This is a genomic window from Streptomyces sp. NPDC053665 (assembly GCF_055585285.1).
Window position 1 is genome coordinate 921,450 of record NZ_JBVJKK010000002.1, and the last position, 17,187, is coordinate 938,636.

The following is a 17,187-nucleotide window of genomic DNA, read 5'->3' on the forward strand; positions in this document are numbered from 1 at the left end:
CCCCTCCCGTCAGGTCCTCCCTCGATCCCCCCGGATCCCCCCGGAGGTCCTGACACCGGGTACGACCCGCGGAGGCGGCGGAGGGTTGCACGCCGGAACGAGAATTTTCCCCGCGCCCGTGCGGCGGCACCCCCGCAGGGCGCCGCCGGGTGCGTCAGGCCGAGTCGTTCAGCAGGCGGTTCAGGTGGTCGCGGCCCTCTTCCAGGAGGTCGGGGAGCGGTGCCGCGTCCTCGTGCCAGCGCTTCTCGTACTCCCAGCACAGCCAGCCGTCCCAGCCGTGGCGGGAGAGGACCTCCACGCAGTCGGCCAGCGGGAGGACGCCCCGGCCCAGGGGCAGGGGGGTGGTGTCCTCGGCGGAGGCGATGTCCTTGACCTGGACGTAGCCGAGGTGCGGGGCGAGGGCCATGTAGGACTCGGAGGGCTGCTCGCCGCCGAGCCAGGTCTGCATGACGTCCCACAGGGCGCCGACCTGCCGGTGGCCGACCAGGCCGAGGACGCGCATGGCGTCGGCGGCGGTGCGGTGGGAGTCGTGGGTCTCCAGCAGGATGCGCACACCGAGGTCGGTGGCGTACTCGGCGGCGGTGCCCAGGCGGCGGGCGGCCGTCGCGTCGGCCTCCTCGGGCGTCCGGGCCTCGGGGTCGCCCCCGGGGAAGACCCGCACGTACGGGGCGCCCAGGTCGCGGGCCAGGTCGAGCAGGGCCCGGAGCTCGGCCAGGACGGGGCCGTCGTCGCCGGGCGCGGCGACGCCCACGTAGCCGGCCAGTCCCAGGAGCTCCACACCCGCACCCTTGAACTCGGCCGCCACCTCGGCCCGCCGGTCCGGGTCGAGGCCGATGTGCACCGGCTCCTCGGGGTGGGTGCGCAGCTCCACTCCGTGGTAGCCGTGAGTGGTCGCGAGCCGCAGGACGTCGGGCAGCGGCAGGCCGGGGACACCGAGGGTGGAGAACGCGAGCTTCATGTGGACGGACACTACCCGCGAACCCCGCACGCGATTCCCCCTCACACCCCGGGTGTTGCGGACGGGTCCGGCCGCCGGTCCCGGCCGGTCGACGCAGGGGACGGGCGTGCGCCGAGGGCGGGCGTGCCGGGCCCCGCGGCGCGCCGGGACGACCCGGTGCCACGCGCACCTCCTCGCCGGTGCGGGACGCCGAGGCCCTCACCCCGCCGCGCGCCCGCCGTCCAGCCCGAAGAGTTCCGCCGCGTTGTCGTGGCACACCGCGCGCAGCCACGGCGTGCCGAGCCCGAGCCGTTCCAGGGCGTGCAGTTGGTGCAGGTAGGGGTAGGGGATGTTGGGGAAGTCGGAGCCGAGCAGGACGCGGTCGCCGAGGGCGGCGAGCCGGGGCAGGGCGCGGCGCGGGAACGGCGCGAGCCGCTCGCCGAAGTCGGTGAACGACATGGTCGTGTCCAGCCGGACCTCCTCGTGGCGTTCGGCCAGCCCGAGGAAGTCCTCGTACTCGGGCATGCCCATGTGCGCGACGACGAGCCGCAGCCGCGGGTGCCGGGCGAGCACCCGGGCGACGGGCCCGGGGCCGGTGTGCTTGCCGGGTGCGGGGCCGGAGCCGCAGTGCATCACCACGGGGATCCGGGCCTCGGCGAGCAGTCCCCACGCCCGCTCCAGCCGCTCGTCGGCCGGATCGTAGGCACCGACCTGCACATGTGCCTTGAACACCCGCGCGCCCGCCTCGACGGCCTCGCGGACGTACCGCTCGACGTCCGGGTCGGGGTAGAGGGTGGCGGTGTGCAGGCAGTCGGGCGTGCGGCGGGCGAACTCCGCGGCCCAGCCGTTCAGCCACCGGGCCATGCCGGGTTTGTGCGGGTAGAGCATCGCGGTGAACGCCCGGACGCCGAACTCCCGCAGCAGCGCGGTCCGTTCGGCCTCCTCGTGCCGGTAGGTGATCGGCCACTCCAGGCCGCCGACCAGGGGGCCGTTGGCGGCGAAGTAGTCCCAGACCTTGCGCAGGACGCGCTCGGGCATGAAGTGGGTGTGCACGTCGACGAGCCCGGGCAGGCCGAGCCGCTCCCAGAACGCCCGCACCTCCCGGGCCTCTTCCGGGCCGGCGCTCCCGGCTCGCTCTTCCGCCATGCCCTCACGATCACCCGAGGCCGGGAAGAAGGGCGATCCCCAGGGCGGACAAGCGTCTGAGGTGTGCGTCACACGGCGGACTGTCCGACCCCCGGGCCCACCGGGGACGCGGGCCCCAGGGGGCCGATGCGGCGGCCCGGGTACCGCGGCACGGGGGCGGCCACAAGGAGCGGCCGCCCTCACGACGTCCGCGGCACTCCGGAGGAACCCCGGACCATCAACTCGCCGCGCACCGAGGCGATCCCCCCGGGCGGCGCCTCCTCCCGGCCCATCGCGACGCGTCCGGCCCGGGCGCCCGCCTCGGCCAGCGGCAGCCGCACCGTCGTCAGCGAGGGCACCGCGTCGATGCTGAAGGGCAGGTCGTCGAAGCCGGCCACCGACACGTCCTCGGGGATGCGCAGCCCCGAGTCGCGCAGCGCGGCGCACGCCCCCAGTGCGACGGAGTCGTTCGCCGCGACGACCGCCGTCAGCGACGGGTCGCGCCGCAGCAGCTCCAGCGTCGCCTCGTACCCGGAGCGCCGGTCGTAGCGCCCGTGCACGGTACGGCGGGGGTCCTCCTCGATGCCGTGCGCCGCGAGCGCGGCCCGGTGGCCCTCCAGCCGGTGGCGGGTCGTCGTCCGTTCCTGCGGTCCCGCGATGTACCCCAGCCGCCGGTGGCCGAGCCCGATCAGGTGCTCGGTGAGCTCCTGCCCGCCCCCGCGGTTGTCGAAGGTCAGCGCGATCGCCCCGGTGTCCGGCGCCGGCGGGCGCCCGCACAGCACCACCCGGGTCCCGGCGTCGACCAGCTTGCGCACCTTCGCGTCCATGGCCGCCTGGTGGACCGGGTCCTCGATGGCGCCGCCGGTGAGCACCACGGCCGCCGCCCGCTGCCGCTGGAGCAGCGTCAGGTAGGTCAGCTCGCGCTCCGGGGAGCCGCCGGTGTTGCAGACCACCGCGAGCCGCTCCCCGCCCGCGCGGCCGCCCGGCCCGCCGATCTCGGCCTGGATGGCGCTCGCCATGATGCCGAAGAAGGGGTCGGCGATGTCGTTGACCAGGATGCCGACCAGGTCGGAGGTGGCGGCGGCCAGGGCGCTGGCGGGTCCGTTGAGCACGTAGTCCAGCTCGTCGACGGCCTTGAGCACCCGCTCCCTGGTGGAGGCGGCCACGGGGTAGTTCCCGTTCAGCACGCGCGACACCGTCGCGGGCGAGACCTGCGCGCGGGCCGCCACGTCCGCCAGGGTCACCGTCATCTCGTCGTCCTCCGGTCGCGCGTGTCGTGTCCGCCCTCGTCCACGCCCACACCCGTGGCCGTGGTTCCGAGCAGACCTTAAGCCCCCGGCCCCGACTCGTTCGCCCCCTCGAACAACTCGTGATGGTCACGGTCTTGTCCGGACCGCGGCCAGGGGCTAGTTTCTGTCTGCATAGAAAGCGCTTGCTGCAACGCTCACCAGTTCCGGACGTCTCCCCGGGGGCGCCGGTGACGGGTGGGGCGCACGCGGCGCGGCGTCCGCGTACGAAGGGATCGACGTGACACGCAAGACGGTGCGAATCGCCATGAACGGCGTGACCGGGCGCATGGGCTACCGCCAGCACCTGGTGCGCTCCCTCCTCGCCCTGCGCGAGCAGGGCGGACTCGACCTCGGCGACGGCACCGTGCTGTGGCCCGAACCGGTCCTGGTCGGCCGCCGCGAGCACGCGCTGCGGGCCCTGGCCGAGCGGCACGGCCTGGAGCACTGGTCGACGGACCTGGACGCGGTCCTGGCCGACCCCTCGGTGGAGGTCTACTTCGACGCCCAGGTCACCTCCGCCCGCGAGGAGGCGCTGACCAAGGCCATCGCCGCCGGCAAGCACGTCTACACGGAGAAGCCGACCGCGACGGGGCTCGCCGGCGCCCTGGACCTCGCCCGGCTCGCCACCGGAGCCGGCGTCAGGCACGGCGTGGTGCAGGACAAGCTCTTCCTGCCGGGCCTGCTGAAGCTGAAGCGCCTGATCGACGGCGGCTTCTTCGGCCGGATCCTGTCCGTGCGCGGCGAGTTCGGCTACTGGGTCTTCGAGGGCGACTGGCAGGCGGCGCAGCGGCCGTCGTGGAACTACCGGGCGCAGGACGGCGGCGGCATCGTCGTCGACATGTTCCCGCACTGGGAGTACGTGCTGCACGAGCTGTTCGGCCGGGTGCGGTCGGTGCAGGCCCTCACCGCCACGCACGTCCCGCAGCGCTGGGACGAGAACGGCAAGCCCTACGACGCCACCGCCGACGACGCCGCCTACGGCATCTTCGAACTGGAGGGCGGTGCGATCGCGCAGATCAACTCCTCCTGGGCCGTGCGCGTCCACCGCGACGAGCTGGTGGAGTTCCAGGTCGACGGCACCGAGGGCTCGGCGGTGGCCGGGTTGCGCACCTGCCGCGCCCAGCACCGCAGCGCCACCCCCAAGCCGGTGTGGAACCCGGACGTCCCCGCCACGGAGGTCTTCCGCGACCAGTGGCAGGAGGTCCCGGACAACGGTGAGTTCGACAACGGCTTCAAGGCCCAGTGGGAGCTGTTCCTCAAGCACGTGTACGCCGACGCCCCCTACCACTGGGACCTGCTGGCCGGCGCCCGCGGTGTCCAGCTCGCCGAGCTGGGCCTGCGCTCCTCGGCCGAGGGCCGCCGTCTCGACGTGCCGGAGATCTCGCTGTGACGATCCGACTCCCGGGCCCCGGCGGGACGTTGCGCGCCTACGAGCCCCGCTCCGAGCCGCCGGCCAGGGCTCCCGGCGCGCCCTTCACCTCCCGTACGGTCTTCTCGGCCGCGCACGTCGTCGCCGACCCCTACGCCGACGTCTCGCCGGACGCGCCCGCCGCCGTCGACTGGGACGCCACGCTCGCCTTCCGCCGCCACCTGTGGTCGCACGGGCTGGGCGTGGCCGAGGCGATGGACACCGCGCAGCGCGGGATGGGCCTGGACTGGCCGGCGGCGGCGGAGCTGATCCGCCGGTCGGCGGCCGAGGCGAAGGCGGCCGGCGGCCTGATCGCCTGCGGTGTGGGCACCGACCAGCTGCCGGCCACCGCGTCCGGCCGCCCGCACGGCCTCGCCGGGATCCGGGCCGCGTACGAGGAGCAGCTCGCCCTCGTGGAGGAGTCCGGCGCACAGGCGGTCCTGATGGCCTCCCGGGCCCTGGCCGCGGCCGCCCGGGGCCCGGAGGACTACCTGGAGGTCTACGGGCACCTGCTGCGCCAGGCGTCGGAGCCGGTGATCCTGCACTGGCTCGGCCCCATGTTCGACCCCGCGCTGGAGGGTTACTGGGGCGCGACGGACCTGGACGCGGCCACGCGCACCTTCCTGGACGTCATCGCCGCCCACCCCGACAAGGTCGACGGCGTCAAGGTCTCCCTGCTGGACGCGCGACGCGAGGTCGACATCCGCCGGCGCCTGCCGCGGGGCGTGCGCTGCTACACGGGCGACGACTTCCACTACCCGGAGCTGATCGCCGGGGACGAACAGGGCTTCAGCCACGCCCTGCTGGGCGTCTTCGACCCGCTCGGCCCCCTGGCGGCCGAGGCCGTCCGGCTCCTGGACACCGGGGACACCCGGGGCTTCCGGGACCTCCTCGACCCCACGGTCGTGCTCTCCCGGCACCTGTTCCAGGCCCCCACGCGCTTCTACAAGACGGGCGTGGTGTTCCTGGCGTGGCTGGCGGGCCACCAGGCGCACTTCACGATGGTCGGCGGTCTGCAGTCGGCCCGGTCGCTGCCGCACCTGGCACGGGCCTACGAACTCGCCGACGGACTGGGCCTGTTCCCCGATCCGAAGCTCGCGGAGGAGCGCATGAGGACACTGCTGGGCGTGTACGGGGTGGAACAGTGAGCGCGTCGCTGGAGCGCTTCTCCGTCAACCAGATGACGGTGAAGCAGCTGTCGCTGCCGGAACTCGTCGACGGGTGCGCCCGGTTGGGCATCGGACACGTCGGCCTGTGGCGGGAGCCGGTCCGCGCCCACGGGCTGGAGGCCACGGCGAAACTGGTGCGGGACGCGGGTCTGTCGGTGACGACGCTGTGCCGGGGCGGGTTCCTCACGGCGATCGACGCCCGGGAGCGGGCCCGGGCGCTGGCCGACAACCGCCGGGCGGTCGACGAGGCGGCGGCCCTGGGCACGGACACGCTGGTGCTGGTCTCGGGCGGTCTTCCCGCCGGGTCCAAGGACCTGCGCGGGGCGCGGGAGCGCATCGCGCAGGCCCTGGGGGAGCTGGGCCCGTACGCCGAGCGGCACGGGGTCCGGCTGGCGATCGAGCCGCTGCACCCCATGTTCGCCGCCGACCGCTGCGTGGTGTCGACGCTGGCGCAGGCCCTGGACCTCGCCGAACGCTTCCCGGCGCGGCAGGTCGGCGTCACCGTCGACACGTACCACGTCTGGTGGGACGACACCGCTCCCGGGCAGATCGCCCGGGCCGGGGCGGGCGGCCGTATCCACACCTTCCAGCTCGCCGACTGGACGACCCCGCTGCCCGAGGGCGTCCTCAACGGTCGCGGGCAGATCGGCGACGGCGCGATCGACATGCGCGAGTGGCAGGCCCACGTGGAGGCGGCGGGGTACACGGGGCCGGTCGAAGTGGAGCTGTTCAACGACGGGTTGTGGGCCCGGGACGGCTTCGAGGTCCTGGCGGAGACGGCGGCGAGGTTCACCGAGCACACCCACTGACTCCGTCTCGCGGCTGCCCGAAGGGTCGCGGTGATGACATGGATCACAGAGAAAGGGGGGATTCCGCAGGCAACTGTCGCGTAGGCGGCCTTTGTTCGGTCGTGGGGGGCGTTTCTCGCGCAGAGGGGCGGAAAACCGCCTGTGGCCTTGATCGGGCAGGTCATACGATCACCCGGGCGGTGCACCGCGTGAGCACTCCGCGGGCGCGACGCCCAGCGCACTTCTCCCACCACTGCGACCAGGGGTCCCCTTTTGATGATTCGCCGTGTTCTCGCGACCGCAGTCGCCGCTGCCGTGACCGCTCCGGTCGTCCTGCTCTCGGCCGCGCCCGCCCTCGCCGCCGAGAAGCCGGCCGCGCGGACGCAGGAGTCGAAGCCGACGCTCGAAGAGCTCAGGCAGGCCGTCGAACTGGCCCAGAAGGAGTACGACACCGCTGTCATAGCGGTGCGCGGGGCCATCACGTTCCTCGAGGAGGGCCTGGAGGAGGAGACGTACCCGACGAAGGCCGCGGTCATCGAGACCAAGAAGGCCGCCGAGGCCGCCGCCAAGGCCAAGACCGAGGCGGACCAGGCGGTCGCGGACGCCAAGGCCGAGCTGGACGCCGCCACCACCGACGAGGACAAGGCCACGGCGCAGACGGCGCTGGACGAGGCCGAGAAGGCCGCCCGGGAGGCCGCGGAGGCCAAGACGGCCGCCGACACCAAGGCAGCCGAGGCCCGCACCGCCCACGACGACGCCCGCGTCGCGCAGGCCCGCAAGATCGGAATTCTCCAGAAGGCGCGGGACGAGGCCGAGAAGAAGCTGGCCGACGCGAAGAAGGCGCTGGCGGACGCCAAGGACGAGGAGCAGCCGGACGCCGGCTGCGTCCCCGAGCCCCGGCTCACCGCCGGCCTCACCGGGCTGCCGGAGAAGGTCGTCGGCGGGACCACGCACACGTTCCGCCTGCGCCTCACCAACGGCACGGGCAAGAAGATGGACGAGGTGTACCCGTACGCGGCCGTCCACGCCTTCGACGCCAAGGGCCTCAAGAAGCTCGACCGTCACCTCGAACTGGAGTGGTCCACGGCCGCCGACCCCCGGTGGCGCGACCTGGGCCTGCTGGACGCGACGCCCGTCGGCTCCCTCGAGCCGAAGGCCTCGCTCGACGTCAGGCTGCGGCTGAAGGTCGACGCGGACGTCCCGGCCGGGCAGGGCGCCGTCTACGTGTCGGCCCAGTACGCCGACGAGGACGGCTCCTGCGGCGGTTACCCGGACCTGGACCAGCACGACTTCCGCATCGTCGCCAAGGCCGGAACCAGCGGCACCGGGGGCGGGACCGGCAAGAGCGACGGCGACCAGGCCCCTCGGGGCGGGACCGGCGGCACCACCCAGCAGGGTGGCTCCTCCACCACCCCGGTGACCACGACCGGCGGCAGTGCCACCGGATCGCTCGCCGCGACCGGTTCGAGCGACGCCCTGCCCACGGTCGCCCTCGGGGCCGGCGCGGCGCTCGTGCTCGGCGCCGGCGCGGTGTTCGCCGTGCGCCGCCGCACGACGGCTCCGGACGCCTGACCGCCACCTCGACACTCACCGGGCCCGTCTCCCCATGGGGAGGCGGGCCCGTCCCGATCTGTGCGGTGCCGTCGCCTCCCCTGTCGCCCGTGCCTCGTCCGTTCCGACTTTCCGGGATCGGGGGCCCGGGGGGAACCCGGGAGGGGGACGGGGCGTCAGATCCGCGGCCGCCGGGGAGTCGCCTCGGTGCGGTGTCGGCCTCGCTCCGGCTGCGATCGCCGACCACCCTCTCCGCCGTACCGCGGCCGGCGGCACCGCCGCCACCGGCACGTCCCCCCTCCAACCGTGCCGGTGGCGGCCCCTTCCGGCCGCTGCGCGCTCCCTTGACTGGCAGAAACTTCCCGGATATTGGTGACCGGTTGGAAGTTTCCTTCAGCGGATCCGAGCGGATCACCTCCGGAAGGAGCGCACGTGCACGACACCGGCACGGCAAGTACGGGAAGCACCGCACAACCCTCCAGACGCACGGTCCTCGCCGCCACGGCCGGCGTCACCGCGGCCCTCGCGGCGACGGGGCCCGCGCACGCGGCCGCCGCCCCGGACGACAGCGGCCTGCGCGCGCTGGTCTCCCGTATGACGCTGGAGGAGAAGGTCGGCCAGCTGTTCGTGATGCGGGTCTACGGCCACTCCGCCACCGCCCCCGACCAGGCCGACATCGACGCCAACCTCAAGGAGATCGGCGTCCGCACGGCCGCCGAGCTGATCGCCCGGTACCGGGTCGGCGGCATCATCTACTTCACCTGGGCGCACAACACCCGGGACCCGCACCAGATCGCCGACCTGTCCAACGGCATCCAGCGGGCCTCCCTCGGGCTGCCCAGGGGCCTGCCCGTGCTCGTCTCCACCGACCAGGAGCACGGGATCGTGGCCCGGGTCGGCGAACCCGCGACCCTGTTCCCGGGGGCGATGGCCGTCGGCGCGGCCGGATCGCGCTCCGACGCCCGCACCCTGGGGCGCGTCGCCGGGCGCGAACTGCGGGCCCTGGGGATCCGGCAGAACTACTCCCCCGTGGCCGACGTGAACGTCAACCCGGCCAACCCGGTCATCGGCGTACGGTCCTTCGGCGCCGACCCGCAGGCGGTGTCCGCGCTGGTGGCGGCCGAGGTCGCCGGGTACCAGAGGTCCGGGGTCGCCGCGACCGCCAAGCACTTCCCCGGGCACGGCGACACCAACGTCGACAGCCACACGGGCTTCCCCACCATCACGCACAGCCGGGAGCTGTGGGAGAAGCTGGACGCCCCGCCGTTCCGGGCGGCGATCGCCGCCGGCATCGACTCGATCATGACCGCGCACCTGATGGTCCCGGCCCTCGACGACTCCGGCGACCCGGCCACCCTCTCCCGCCCCATCCTCACCGGCATCCTGCGCGAACGCCTCGGCTACGACGGGGTCGTGGTCACCGACTCCCTCGGCATGGAAGGGGTGCGCACCAAGTACGGGGACGAGCGCGTGCCGGTGCTGGCCCTGAAGGCGGGTGTGGACCAGCTCCTCAACCCGCCCGACCTGGACCTCGCGTGGAACGCCGTGCTGACCGCCGTGCGCGAGGGGGAGCTGACCGAGGAGCGGCTCGACCGCTCGGTGCTGCGGATCCTGCGGCTGAAGGCCAAGCTCGGGTTGTTCCGCGAGCCGTACGTCCGGCTCGGTGACGTCGAGCGGACCGTGGGGACGCGGTCGCACCGCGCGGCGGCGGACCGGATCGCCGAGCGGAGCACCACCCTGCTCGTCAACGAGGGGCGGCTGCTGCCGCTGTCGCGGCGCCGGTACCCCCGGGTGCTCGTGGTCGGGGCCGATCCGGCCTCGCCGTCGGGGACGACCGGACCGCCCACGGGCGTGCTGGCGGGCGCCCTGTCCGACCTGGGCTTCACCGCCACCGCGTCGTCCACCGGCACGGCACCCACGGCGGCGACGATCGCCAAAACGGTGGCGGCCGCACGGGACGTGGACGCGGTGGTGGTGGCCACGTACAACGTCGGCGCGGGCAGCAGCCAGCGGACGCTGGTCGAGCAGCTGGTGGCCACGGGCACGCCGGTCGTGGCGGTGGCGATCCGCAACCCGTACGACGTGGCCCAACTGCCGTCGGTGCCGGCGTACCTGGCCGCCTACTCCTGGACGGACGTCGAGGTGCGGGCCGCCGCCCGGGTCATCGCAGGACGGGTGAGGCCGCGCGGGAAGCTGCCGGTGCCCGTGCAGCGGGCGGACGACCCGGCGCAGGTGCTGTACCCGATCGGGCACGGCCTGACGTACTAGACGTACGCCACGGAACGGGCGCACCACCCCCATCGTGCGCAAAGCCCCCTGTGTCCCTGGCGTGCGCCCGTCGCGGCGGGCCACGCTGGGCGGGCACAACCGGGGGGTACGGCCATGCGTGGGAGACGTTCCGTGGGGGTGGTCTGCGGGCTGCTGGCGCTGCTCGGCGCGCTGCTGGGCGGATGCCGGCGTCCCGCGGGAGGACCGGGCGGGGACGGCGTCCCGAGCGGCCCGACGCCCGGACGGACCGCCTCGGTGTCCCCGGTGCCGGCCCGGCCGCCGGGGTACGGGGCGGTGTTCCTCGCGGTCGGCGAATGCAGCTCGTTCGGCACGACGAGCTTCACCGAGGTGCCGTGCTCCGGGGAACGGGCCGCGGCCCGGGTCACGGCCCGGCACACCGGCACGGTCCGGGACGGGCCGCGCTGTCCGCCCACCACCGACTTCGTGCTGCACATCAGCGAGCAGCGGCCCTCCTCCGACGAGGACGGCGACGGGGCGGTGCCGCGGGGCTACGCCTGCATGCGCAACCTCCAGCCGCCGCACCCGGGCGATCCCGGCGGCGGGGGCGGGCCGCGCACGATCGTGGGCGACTGCGTGTACGGCTCCGGCGGCGGGCAGGTCCGGGAGACGGCCTGCGACGGCGAGGGCGGGGAGAAGCCCGAGTACGAGGTCACACGGGCGGTGGTCCGGCGGGCGGACTGCCCGGGTACGACCGCCCTGTACGTGCGGCTGGGCGGCGAGCGGCCCGTGGGGTGCGCCCGGCCGCTGTGAGCGACCGGGCGCGGGTGGGTCACGGACGCAGCGTCATCTCGCGCCGCACGTCACGCTTGTCGAGCTTGCTGTCGAACTTCGCCAGCGGCTTCGCCGCCTGCGGGTCGGCCTGGACCGTGCCGGAGGCGACTCCCGCCCAGTCGAGGATGCGGGCGGTGGCCAGCGCCTTCTGCTCGGGCACCAGGCCCGCGACGTTGGCGCCGTGGTTCATGCCGGGGGCGGTGAAGACGTAGGAGTCCTTCGCGCCCTTGCCCACGCGGAACGGCTCCGCGCCCCACGGGTCGTTCTGCCCGTAGACGAAGAGCATGCGGCGGGCGTGGTGGCGGACCCAGGTGTCCACGTCGCGCATCGCCGACGGCTGGAACTTCATCGGGATGTCACGCGGCACGAAGTTGCGCGGCGGCTGGTAGCCGTAGCGGATGTACCGCTTCTCGATGTACGGGAAGTGGATCGTGGGCGCGCCGAGCTGGGTGCCGGCCTGGTAGTAGTACGGCGTGTAGGTGGACAGCCCCTGGTCGGCGTAGGCGGAGAAGCCGGAGATGGTGTCGACGCTGTTCCAGATCTCGTCGTCCGTGGCGTTCCTGGCGTCGGCCGGGATCCGGTCGCAGTCGGACAGCAGGCTGTACTGCCAGAAGCCCCACACGTAGTCCAGGACGGTCGCCTCGTAGGCCTTGTCCAGGCTGCCGATGGTGGTGAAGGTGAGGCCGTTCTCCTCGGCGTAGGCCGCGTACTTCTTCTCCAGCGGCTCGCGGCGCACCAGCGCCTCGCGCTGCACGGCGTTCAGCCGGTCGCGGCACTCCTTGGTGCCGACGCGGGCGAAGAAGCGGTCGTAGGCCGAGTCCTCCTTGTTCACCACGTCGTTGGGGGCGACGTAGGCGACCACGCCGTCCATGTCACGCGGGTAGAAGCGCTCGTAGTAGGTGGCGGTCATGCCGCCCTTGGAGCCGCCCGTGGAGATCCACTTCTTGCTGTAGACGCCCTTCAGCGCGGTGAAGACGCGGTGCTGGTCGCTGGCGGCCTGCCAGATGTCCAGCTTCGACCAGTCGGCCGGGGCGGGACGCGAGGGCGTGAAGTAGCGGTACTCCAGGGAGACCTGGTTGCCGTCGACGATCTGCGTCGGCTCGCTGCGGCGGGGCGTCGTGGAGACGTTGTAGCCGCTGGTGAAGAAGACCGTCGGCCGCGCGACGTCCTTGTGCAGCACGGTGATGCGCTGCTGGAACGTGCCCTTGGACGGCTTCCGGTGGTCGACCGGCTGGGTGTAGTTCAGGACGAAGAAGCGGTAGCCGGTGTAGGGCTTCTCCTCGACCAGGCTCATGCCCGGGATGGACAGCAGCCTCTCCTTGATGTCGGTGGTGCCGTCGGTGCCGGTGGCTCCGGCGGCGGTGGCCGCTCCCGCCGTGCTCAACGTGCCTATCAGCACCGTGAGCGCCAGCAGCCATCTGAGCGCCTTGCGCATGCGCACTCCCCTGTGAGACATATGTGCGCCGGAAGCTAGCGGACCAACTCACCGGAGCACCAGGGGACATGGGGAAAACCCTGTGCGCGGACCCGTACGGCCCCGCGGGGCGGGGTGTCAGCAGAGGGTCCAGCCGGAGCTGAACCGGCCTGCCCCCACCCGCCCCTTGAGCCACACGCAGCGGCGTCCGGCGTGCACGGTCACCGGTCCCGCGCGGTGGGCGTACCGGCCCGTGTCGGCGACCGGCCGGTTGCCCCGGGCCTGCACGCTCACGGACATCGTGCGCTTCACGCCGGGCCGCTTGGTGGTGGTCACGGCGCAGACGTAGCCGCCGCGCTTGTAGACGAGGACGGTGCCCGTGGAGAACGGCAGCGTGCGGACCTTGCGGCCGGGGCAGGACGCGGAGGCGGCCTGCGCCTGGCCCGGCGCGGCGACGGCGAGCAGCCCCGCCGCGGTCAGCAGGGCCAGACCGAGCGCGAGCCGCCGGCGTATCGGTCCACTGTCCACTGTCGTCCTCCGCGTCGTCCGCGACCATCGGCGTACGGCAGTACGGACGCATGACGTATGTCGGACGGTTGCACGGGCGTTACGAAACAGGCTCACCCGCCCGGTCAGCGGCTCACGCCGACCGGCTCCTCCGGCTCGGCGCCGACGAACGTCCGCCACAGGCGCGCGTAGCGCCCGCCGCGGGCGAGCAGTTCGTCGTGGGTGCCGTCCTCCGCGACGCGGCCGCGGTCCATCACGACGACCCGGTCGGCGCGGGCCGCGGTGGTCAGGCGGTGGGCGACCACCAGCGTCGTGCGGCGGCCCGCCAGGCGGTCGGTGGCCTGGTTGACCTGGGCCTCGGTGGCCAGGTCGAGGGCGGCCGTGGCCTCGTCGAGCAGCAGGACGTCCGGGTCGACCAGCTCGGCCCGGGCCAGGGCGATCAGCTGGCGCTGGCCCGCGGACAGGTTGCGGCCGCGCTCGGCGACCTCGTGCAGGTAGCCGCCCTCCAGGGTGGCGATCATCTCGTGCGCGCCGACCGCCCGGGCCGCCGCCTCCACCTCGGCGTCGGTGGCGTCCGGGCGCCCGTAGGCGATGGCGTCGCGGACGGTGCCCTGGAAGAGGTACGCCTCCTGCGGGACGACCCCGAGACGGTGCCGGTAGGAGGTGAGGTCCAGCTCCCGCAGGTCGGTCCCGTCGACGGTGACGCGGCCCGCGGTCGGGTCGTAGAAGCGGGCGACGAGCTTGACCAGCGTGGACTTGCCGGCGCCGGTCTCGCCGACGAACGCGACGGTCTGCCCGGCGGGGATGCGCAGGTCGATCGAGGCGAGGGCCGCCTCGCCCTCGTCGCCGGCCCCGTACGCGAAGTGCACGTCCTCGAAGGCGATGTCGCCGCGCAGGGAGGTGACCCGGACGGGTGCGGCGGCGGGCTGCGTCGAGGCCGGTTCGCGCAGCAGCTCCTGGATGCGGCCCAGGGAGACGGTCGCCTGCTGGTAGCCGTCGAAGACCTGGGAGAGCTGCTGCACCGGCGCGAAGAACAGGTCGATGTAGAGCAGGTACGCCACCAGCGAGCCGATCGCCAGCGTCCCGTCGTCGACCCGGGCGCCGCCCACGATCAGCACGGCCGCGGCCGCCACGGACGACAGGAACTGCACGAACGGGAAGTACACGGAGATCAGCCACTGGCCGCGGACGCGGGCCTGCCGGTAGCTGTGGCTGCGCTCGGCGAACCGCCGCCCGCCGTCGCGCTCGCGCCGGAACGCCTGCACGATCCGCAGCCCCGACACCGACTCCTGGAGGTCGGCGTTGACCGCCGACACCCGCTCGCGGGCCAGTTCGTACGCCTTCACGCTCGCCCGGCGGAAGAAGAACGTGGCGATGATCAGCGGCGGCAGCGTCGCGAAGACGACCAGGGCGAGCTGCACGTCGATGACCAGCAGGGCGACCATGATGCCGAAGAAGGTGACGACCGAGACGAAGGCCGTGACCAGGCCCGTCTGGAGGAACGTCGACAGCGCGTCGACGTCGGTGGTCATCCGGGTCATGATCCGCCCGGTCAGCTCCCGCTCGTAGTAGTCGAGCCCGAGGCGCTGGAGCTGGGCGAAGATCTTCAGCCGCAGCGCGTACAGGACCCGCTCGCCGGTGCGCCCGGTCATGCGGGTCTCGCCGACCTGGGCCGCCCACTGCACGGCCACCGTGCCGAGCCCCAGCAGGGCTGCGGCCCACACGGCGCCGAGCGCGGCCTGGGTGACGCCGGAGTCGATGCCGTGCCGGATCAGCACGGGCAGCAGCAGGCCCATGCCCGCGTCGGTGGCGACCAGGGCGAGGCTGATCAGCAGCGGCCATCCGAAGCCGCGCAGCAGCCGGCGCAGTCCGTAGGAGTCCTCGGGGCGCACGGCCCGCGCCTCGTCGACGTCGGGCACGTCGGTGGCCGGGGGCAGCGCCTCGACCTGGGCGAGCAGCTCCGGGGTGGCGGGGCTGTCGGCGAGGGCGGTGTCCTCGCGCTCGCGGTCCCCGGTCCACAGCCGGGGGGTGACGCCGCGCTCGGCGTCGTACTCGGCGTCCAGCTCGTCCCGGACGGAAGTGTCCTCCTCGGGGCAGGCGGGCGGGGTGTGGCCCGGGGAGACCCCGCCCAGCTCGTCGGGATCGGTGAGCAGCCGCCGGTAGAGGGCCGAGCGGCGCTGGAGCTCGTCGTGGGTGCCGATGTCGGCGAGCCGGCCGCCGTCGAGCACGGCGATGCGGTCGGCGAGGTTCAGGGTGGAGCGCCGGTGGGCGATCAGCAGCGTGGTGCGGCCGCGCATGACGCCCTTGAGCGCCTCGTGGATCTCGTGCTCGACGCGGGCGTCCACGGCCGAGGTGGCGTCGTCCAGGACCAGCAGGCGCGGGTCGCTGAGCAGGGCGCGGGCCAGGGCGATGCGCTGGCGCTGCCCGCCGGACAGGGTCAGTCCGTGCTCGCCGACGGTGGTGTCGTAGCCGTCGGGCAGGTCGGCGATGAACCGGTCCGCCTGGGCGGCCCGGGCCGCCTTCTCGATCTCCTCCTGGGTGGCGTCCGGGCGGCCGTAGGCGATGTTGGCGCGGACGGTGTCGGAGAAGAGGAACGAGTCCTCCGGGACCAGCCCGATCGCGGACCTCAGCGACCGGAGGGTCAGCTCGCGCACGTCGTGGCCGCCGACCAGGACGGCACCGCGGGTGGCGTCGTAGAAGCGCGGCAGCAGCAGGGAGACGGTCGACTTGCCGGAGCCGGAGGAGCCGACGACGGCGAGGGTCTCGCCGGGGCGGATCCGGAAGGACAGCCCGTCGAGGACCGGGCGGCCGGCGTCGTAGCCGAAGGAGACGCCGTCGAACTCGACCGTCGCGGGGGCGTCGGCCGGCAGGTCCTTCTCCCCGTCCCGGATGGCGGGCTCGGTGTCGATCAGCTCCAGGACGCGTTCGGTGCCGGCGCGGGCCTGCTGCGCGACGGTGAGCACCACCGCGAGCATCCGGACCGGCCCGACGAGCTGGGCCAGGTAGCTGGAGAAGGCGACGAACGTGCCGAGCGTGATGTGCCCGCGCACCGCCAGCCAGCCGCCGAGCGCCAGCATGGCGACCTGGCCGAGGGCGGGGACGGCCTGCAGGGCCGGGGTGTAGACCGAGTTGAGCCGGATGGTGCGCAGCCGGCCCGCGAAGAGCCGGCGGCCGACCTGGCGGAGCTTGCCGGTCTCCTGCTCCTCCTGCCCGAAGCCCTTGACGACCCGGACACCGCTGACGGCCCCGTCGACCACGCCTGCGACGGCGGCGGCCTGGGCCTGGGCGTACCAGGTGGAGGGGTGCAGCCGGGTGCGGCTGCGCCGGGCGATCCACCACAGGGCGGGGGCGACGGCCAGGGCGACCAGGGTCAGCGGCACGGACAGCCACGCCATGACCACCAGGGAGATGAGGAACAGCGCGAAGTTCCCGATGGTCATCGGGAGCATGAACAGCAGGCCCTGGATGAGCTGGAGGTCGCTGGTGGCCCGGCCGACGACCTGGCCGGTGGACAGTTCGTCCTGGCGGCGGCCGTCGAGCCGGGTGATCGTGCCGAACATCTCCGTCCGCAGGTCGTGCTGGACGTCGAGGGCGAGCCGTCCGCCGTAGTAGCGGCGGACGTAGGCGAGGACGTACACGGCCAGGGCGGCGGCGACGAGGAGCCCGGCCCAGGTGGTCATGGACCGGGTGTGGTCGCTGACGACGTCGTCGATGATCACCTTGGTGATCAGCGGCACGAGCGCCATCACGGCCATGCCGGCCAGCGAGGAGCCGAGGGCGAGGACGACGTCCTTGGGGTGGCGCCATGCGTAGGCCCACAGCCGTCGTGCCCATCCCCGTTGCGGTGTCACACCCGTGCCTTCCGGTCGTCCTGGTCTGCCGGAAGGCTCCAACGCCGTGAGCGGCCGATTTCATCCCGCCGTAACAATTCCGCCCGCC

12 protein-coding genes are annotated in these 17,187 nt (G+C 73.7%); 6 read left to right on the plus strand and 6 right to left on the minus strand.

Annotation, left to right across the window (positions count from 1 at the left end; genetic code table 11):
• Window positions 1-154 precede the first annotated feature (154 nt).
• The 3 genes from ACZ6ZN_RS11685 to ACZ6ZN_RS11695 all read right to left on the minus strand — a co-directional run bounded on the left by ACZ6ZN_RS11685 (window position 155) and on the right by ACZ6ZN_RS11695 (window position 3,312).
• Complete coding sequence (locus tag ACZ6ZN_RS11685; protein ID WP_451877992.1) at window positions 155-958, minus strand: sugar phosphate isomerase/epimerase family protein; 804 nt, start codon at window positions 956-958, stop codon at window positions 155-157.
• A 198-nt stretch (window positions 959-1,156) separates the two neighbouring features.
• Window positions 1,157-2,083 carry an amidohydrolase family protein gene (locus ACZ6ZN_RS11690; RefSeq protein ID WP_469645283.1) on the minus strand — a complete coding sequence of 309 codons (927 nt, stop codon included), beginning with the start codon at window positions 2,081-2,083 and terminating at the stop codon, window positions 1,157-1,159.
• 179 nt (window positions 2,084-2,262) lie between these two features.
• The gene (locus ACZ6ZN_RS11695) at window positions 2,263-3,312 is read right to left on the minus strand and encodes a LacI family DNA-binding transcriptional regulator (RefSeq protein ID WP_398110154.1); all 1,050 of its coding nucleotides are present in this window, start codon (window positions 3,310-3,312) and stop codon (window positions 2,263-2,265) included.
• Between the two features lie 277 nt (window positions 3,313-3,589).
• Here ACZ6ZN_RS11695 and ACZ6ZN_RS11700 point away from each other — a divergent pair, with 277 nt between their 5' ends.
• From ACZ6ZN_RS11700 to ACZ6ZN_RS11725, 6 genes are all read left to right on the plus strand, one after another.
• Window positions 3,590-4,741 carry a Gfo/Idh/MocA family protein gene (locus ACZ6ZN_RS11700; RefSeq protein WP_469645286.1) on the plus strand — a complete coding sequence of 384 codons (1,152 nt, stop codon included), beginning with the start codon at window positions 3,590-3,592 and terminating at the stop codon, window positions 4,739-4,741.
• A complete protein-coding gene (locus ACZ6ZN_RS11705) occupies window positions 4,738-5,907 on the plus strand; it encodes a dihydrodipicolinate synthase family protein (protein ID WP_469645288.1) in 1,170 nt (389 codons plus the stop codon). The genes ACZ6ZN_RS11700 and ACZ6ZN_RS11705 overlap by 4 nt, the downstream gene beginning before the upstream one ends.
• Before the next feature lie 32 nt (window positions 5,908-5,939).
• Window positions 5,940-6,737 (plus strand): sugar phosphate isomerase/epimerase family protein, encoded by a 798-nt coding sequence (locus tag ACZ6ZN_RS11710; RefSeq protein WP_469645679.1) that lies wholly within the window; start codon window positions 5,940-5,942, stop codon window positions 6,735-6,737.
• A gap of 255 nt (window positions 6,738-6,992) precedes the next feature.
• Complete coding sequence (locus ACZ6ZN_RS11715) at window positions 6,993-8,288, plus strand: LPXTG cell wall anchor domain-containing protein (protein WP_469645291.1); 1,296 nt, start codon at window positions 6,993-6,995, stop codon at window positions 8,286-8,288.
• 411 nt (window positions 8,289-8,699) lie between these two features.
• Window positions 8,700-10,535 (plus strand): glycoside hydrolase family 3 protein, encoded by a 1,836-nt coding sequence (locus ACZ6ZN_RS11720; protein WP_469645293.1) that lies wholly within the window; start codon window positions 8,700-8,702, stop codon window positions 10,533-10,535.
• 114 nt (window positions 10,536-10,649) lie between these two features.
• Window positions 10,650-11,306 (plus strand): hypothetical protein, encoded by a 657-nt coding sequence (locus ACZ6ZN_RS11725; RefSeq protein ID WP_469645295.1) that lies wholly within the window; start codon window positions 10,650-10,652, stop codon window positions 11,304-11,306.
• 19 nt (window positions 11,307-11,325) lie between these two features.
• Here ACZ6ZN_RS11725 and ACZ6ZN_RS11730 read toward each other — a convergent pair whose 3' ends face one another.
• The 3 genes from ACZ6ZN_RS11730 to ACZ6ZN_RS11740 all read right to left on the minus strand — a co-directional run bounded on the left by ACZ6ZN_RS11730 (window position 11,326) and on the right by ACZ6ZN_RS11740 (window position 17,099).
• On the minus strand, window positions 11,326-12,762 hold the full coding sequence (locus ACZ6ZN_RS11730) for a S28 family serine protease (protein WP_469645298.1): 1,437 nt from the start codon (window positions 12,760-12,762) through the stop codon (window positions 11,326-11,328).
• 117 nt (window positions 12,763-12,879) lie between these two features.
• Window positions 12,880-13,269, minus strand: coding sequence for a hypothetical protein (locus ACZ6ZN_RS11735; protein WP_451877984.1), 390 nt, complete (start codon window positions 13,267-13,269; stop codon window positions 12,880-12,882).
• A 104-nt stretch (window positions 13,270-13,373) separates the two neighbouring features.
• On the minus strand, window positions 13,374-17,099 hold the full coding sequence (locus ACZ6ZN_RS11740) for an ABC transporter ATP-binding protein (protein WP_469645302.1): 3,726 nt from the start codon (window positions 17,097-17,099) through the stop codon (window positions 13,374-13,376).
• Window positions 17,100-17,187 lie beyond the last annotated feature (88 nt).

Bases quoted from the DNA above. Each gene is read 5' to 3' on its own strand.
- ACZ6ZN_RS11685 (WP_451877992.1), bottom strand. From the start codon at position 958: ATGAAGCTCGCGTTCTCCACCCTCGGTGTCCCCGGCCTGCCGCTGCCC.
- ACZ6ZN_RS11690 (WP_469645283.1), bottom strand. From the start codon at position 2,083: ATGGCGGAAGAGCGAGCCGGGAGCGCCGGCCCGGAAGAGGCCCGGGAG.
- ACZ6ZN_RS11695 (WP_398110154.1), bottom strand. From the start codon at position 3,312: ATGACGGTGACCCTGGCGGACGTGGCGGCCCGCGCGCAGGTCTCGCCC.
- ACZ6ZN_RS11710 (WP_469645679.1), top strand. From the start codon at position 5,940: ATGACGGTGAAGCAGCTGTCGCTGCCGGAACTCGTCGACGGGTGCGCC.
- ACZ6ZN_RS11715 (WP_469645291.1), top strand. From the start codon at position 6,993: ATGATTCGCCGTGTTCTCGCGACCGCAGTCGCCGCTGCCGTGACCGCT.
- ACZ6ZN_RS11725 (WP_469645295.1), top strand. From the start codon at position 10,650: ATGCGTGGGAGACGTTCCGTGGGGGTGGTCTGCGGGCTGCTGGCGCTG.
- ACZ6ZN_RS11730 (WP_469645298.1), bottom strand. From the start codon at position 12,762: ATGCGCAAGGCGCTCAGATGGCTGCTGGCGCTCACGGTGCTGATAGGC.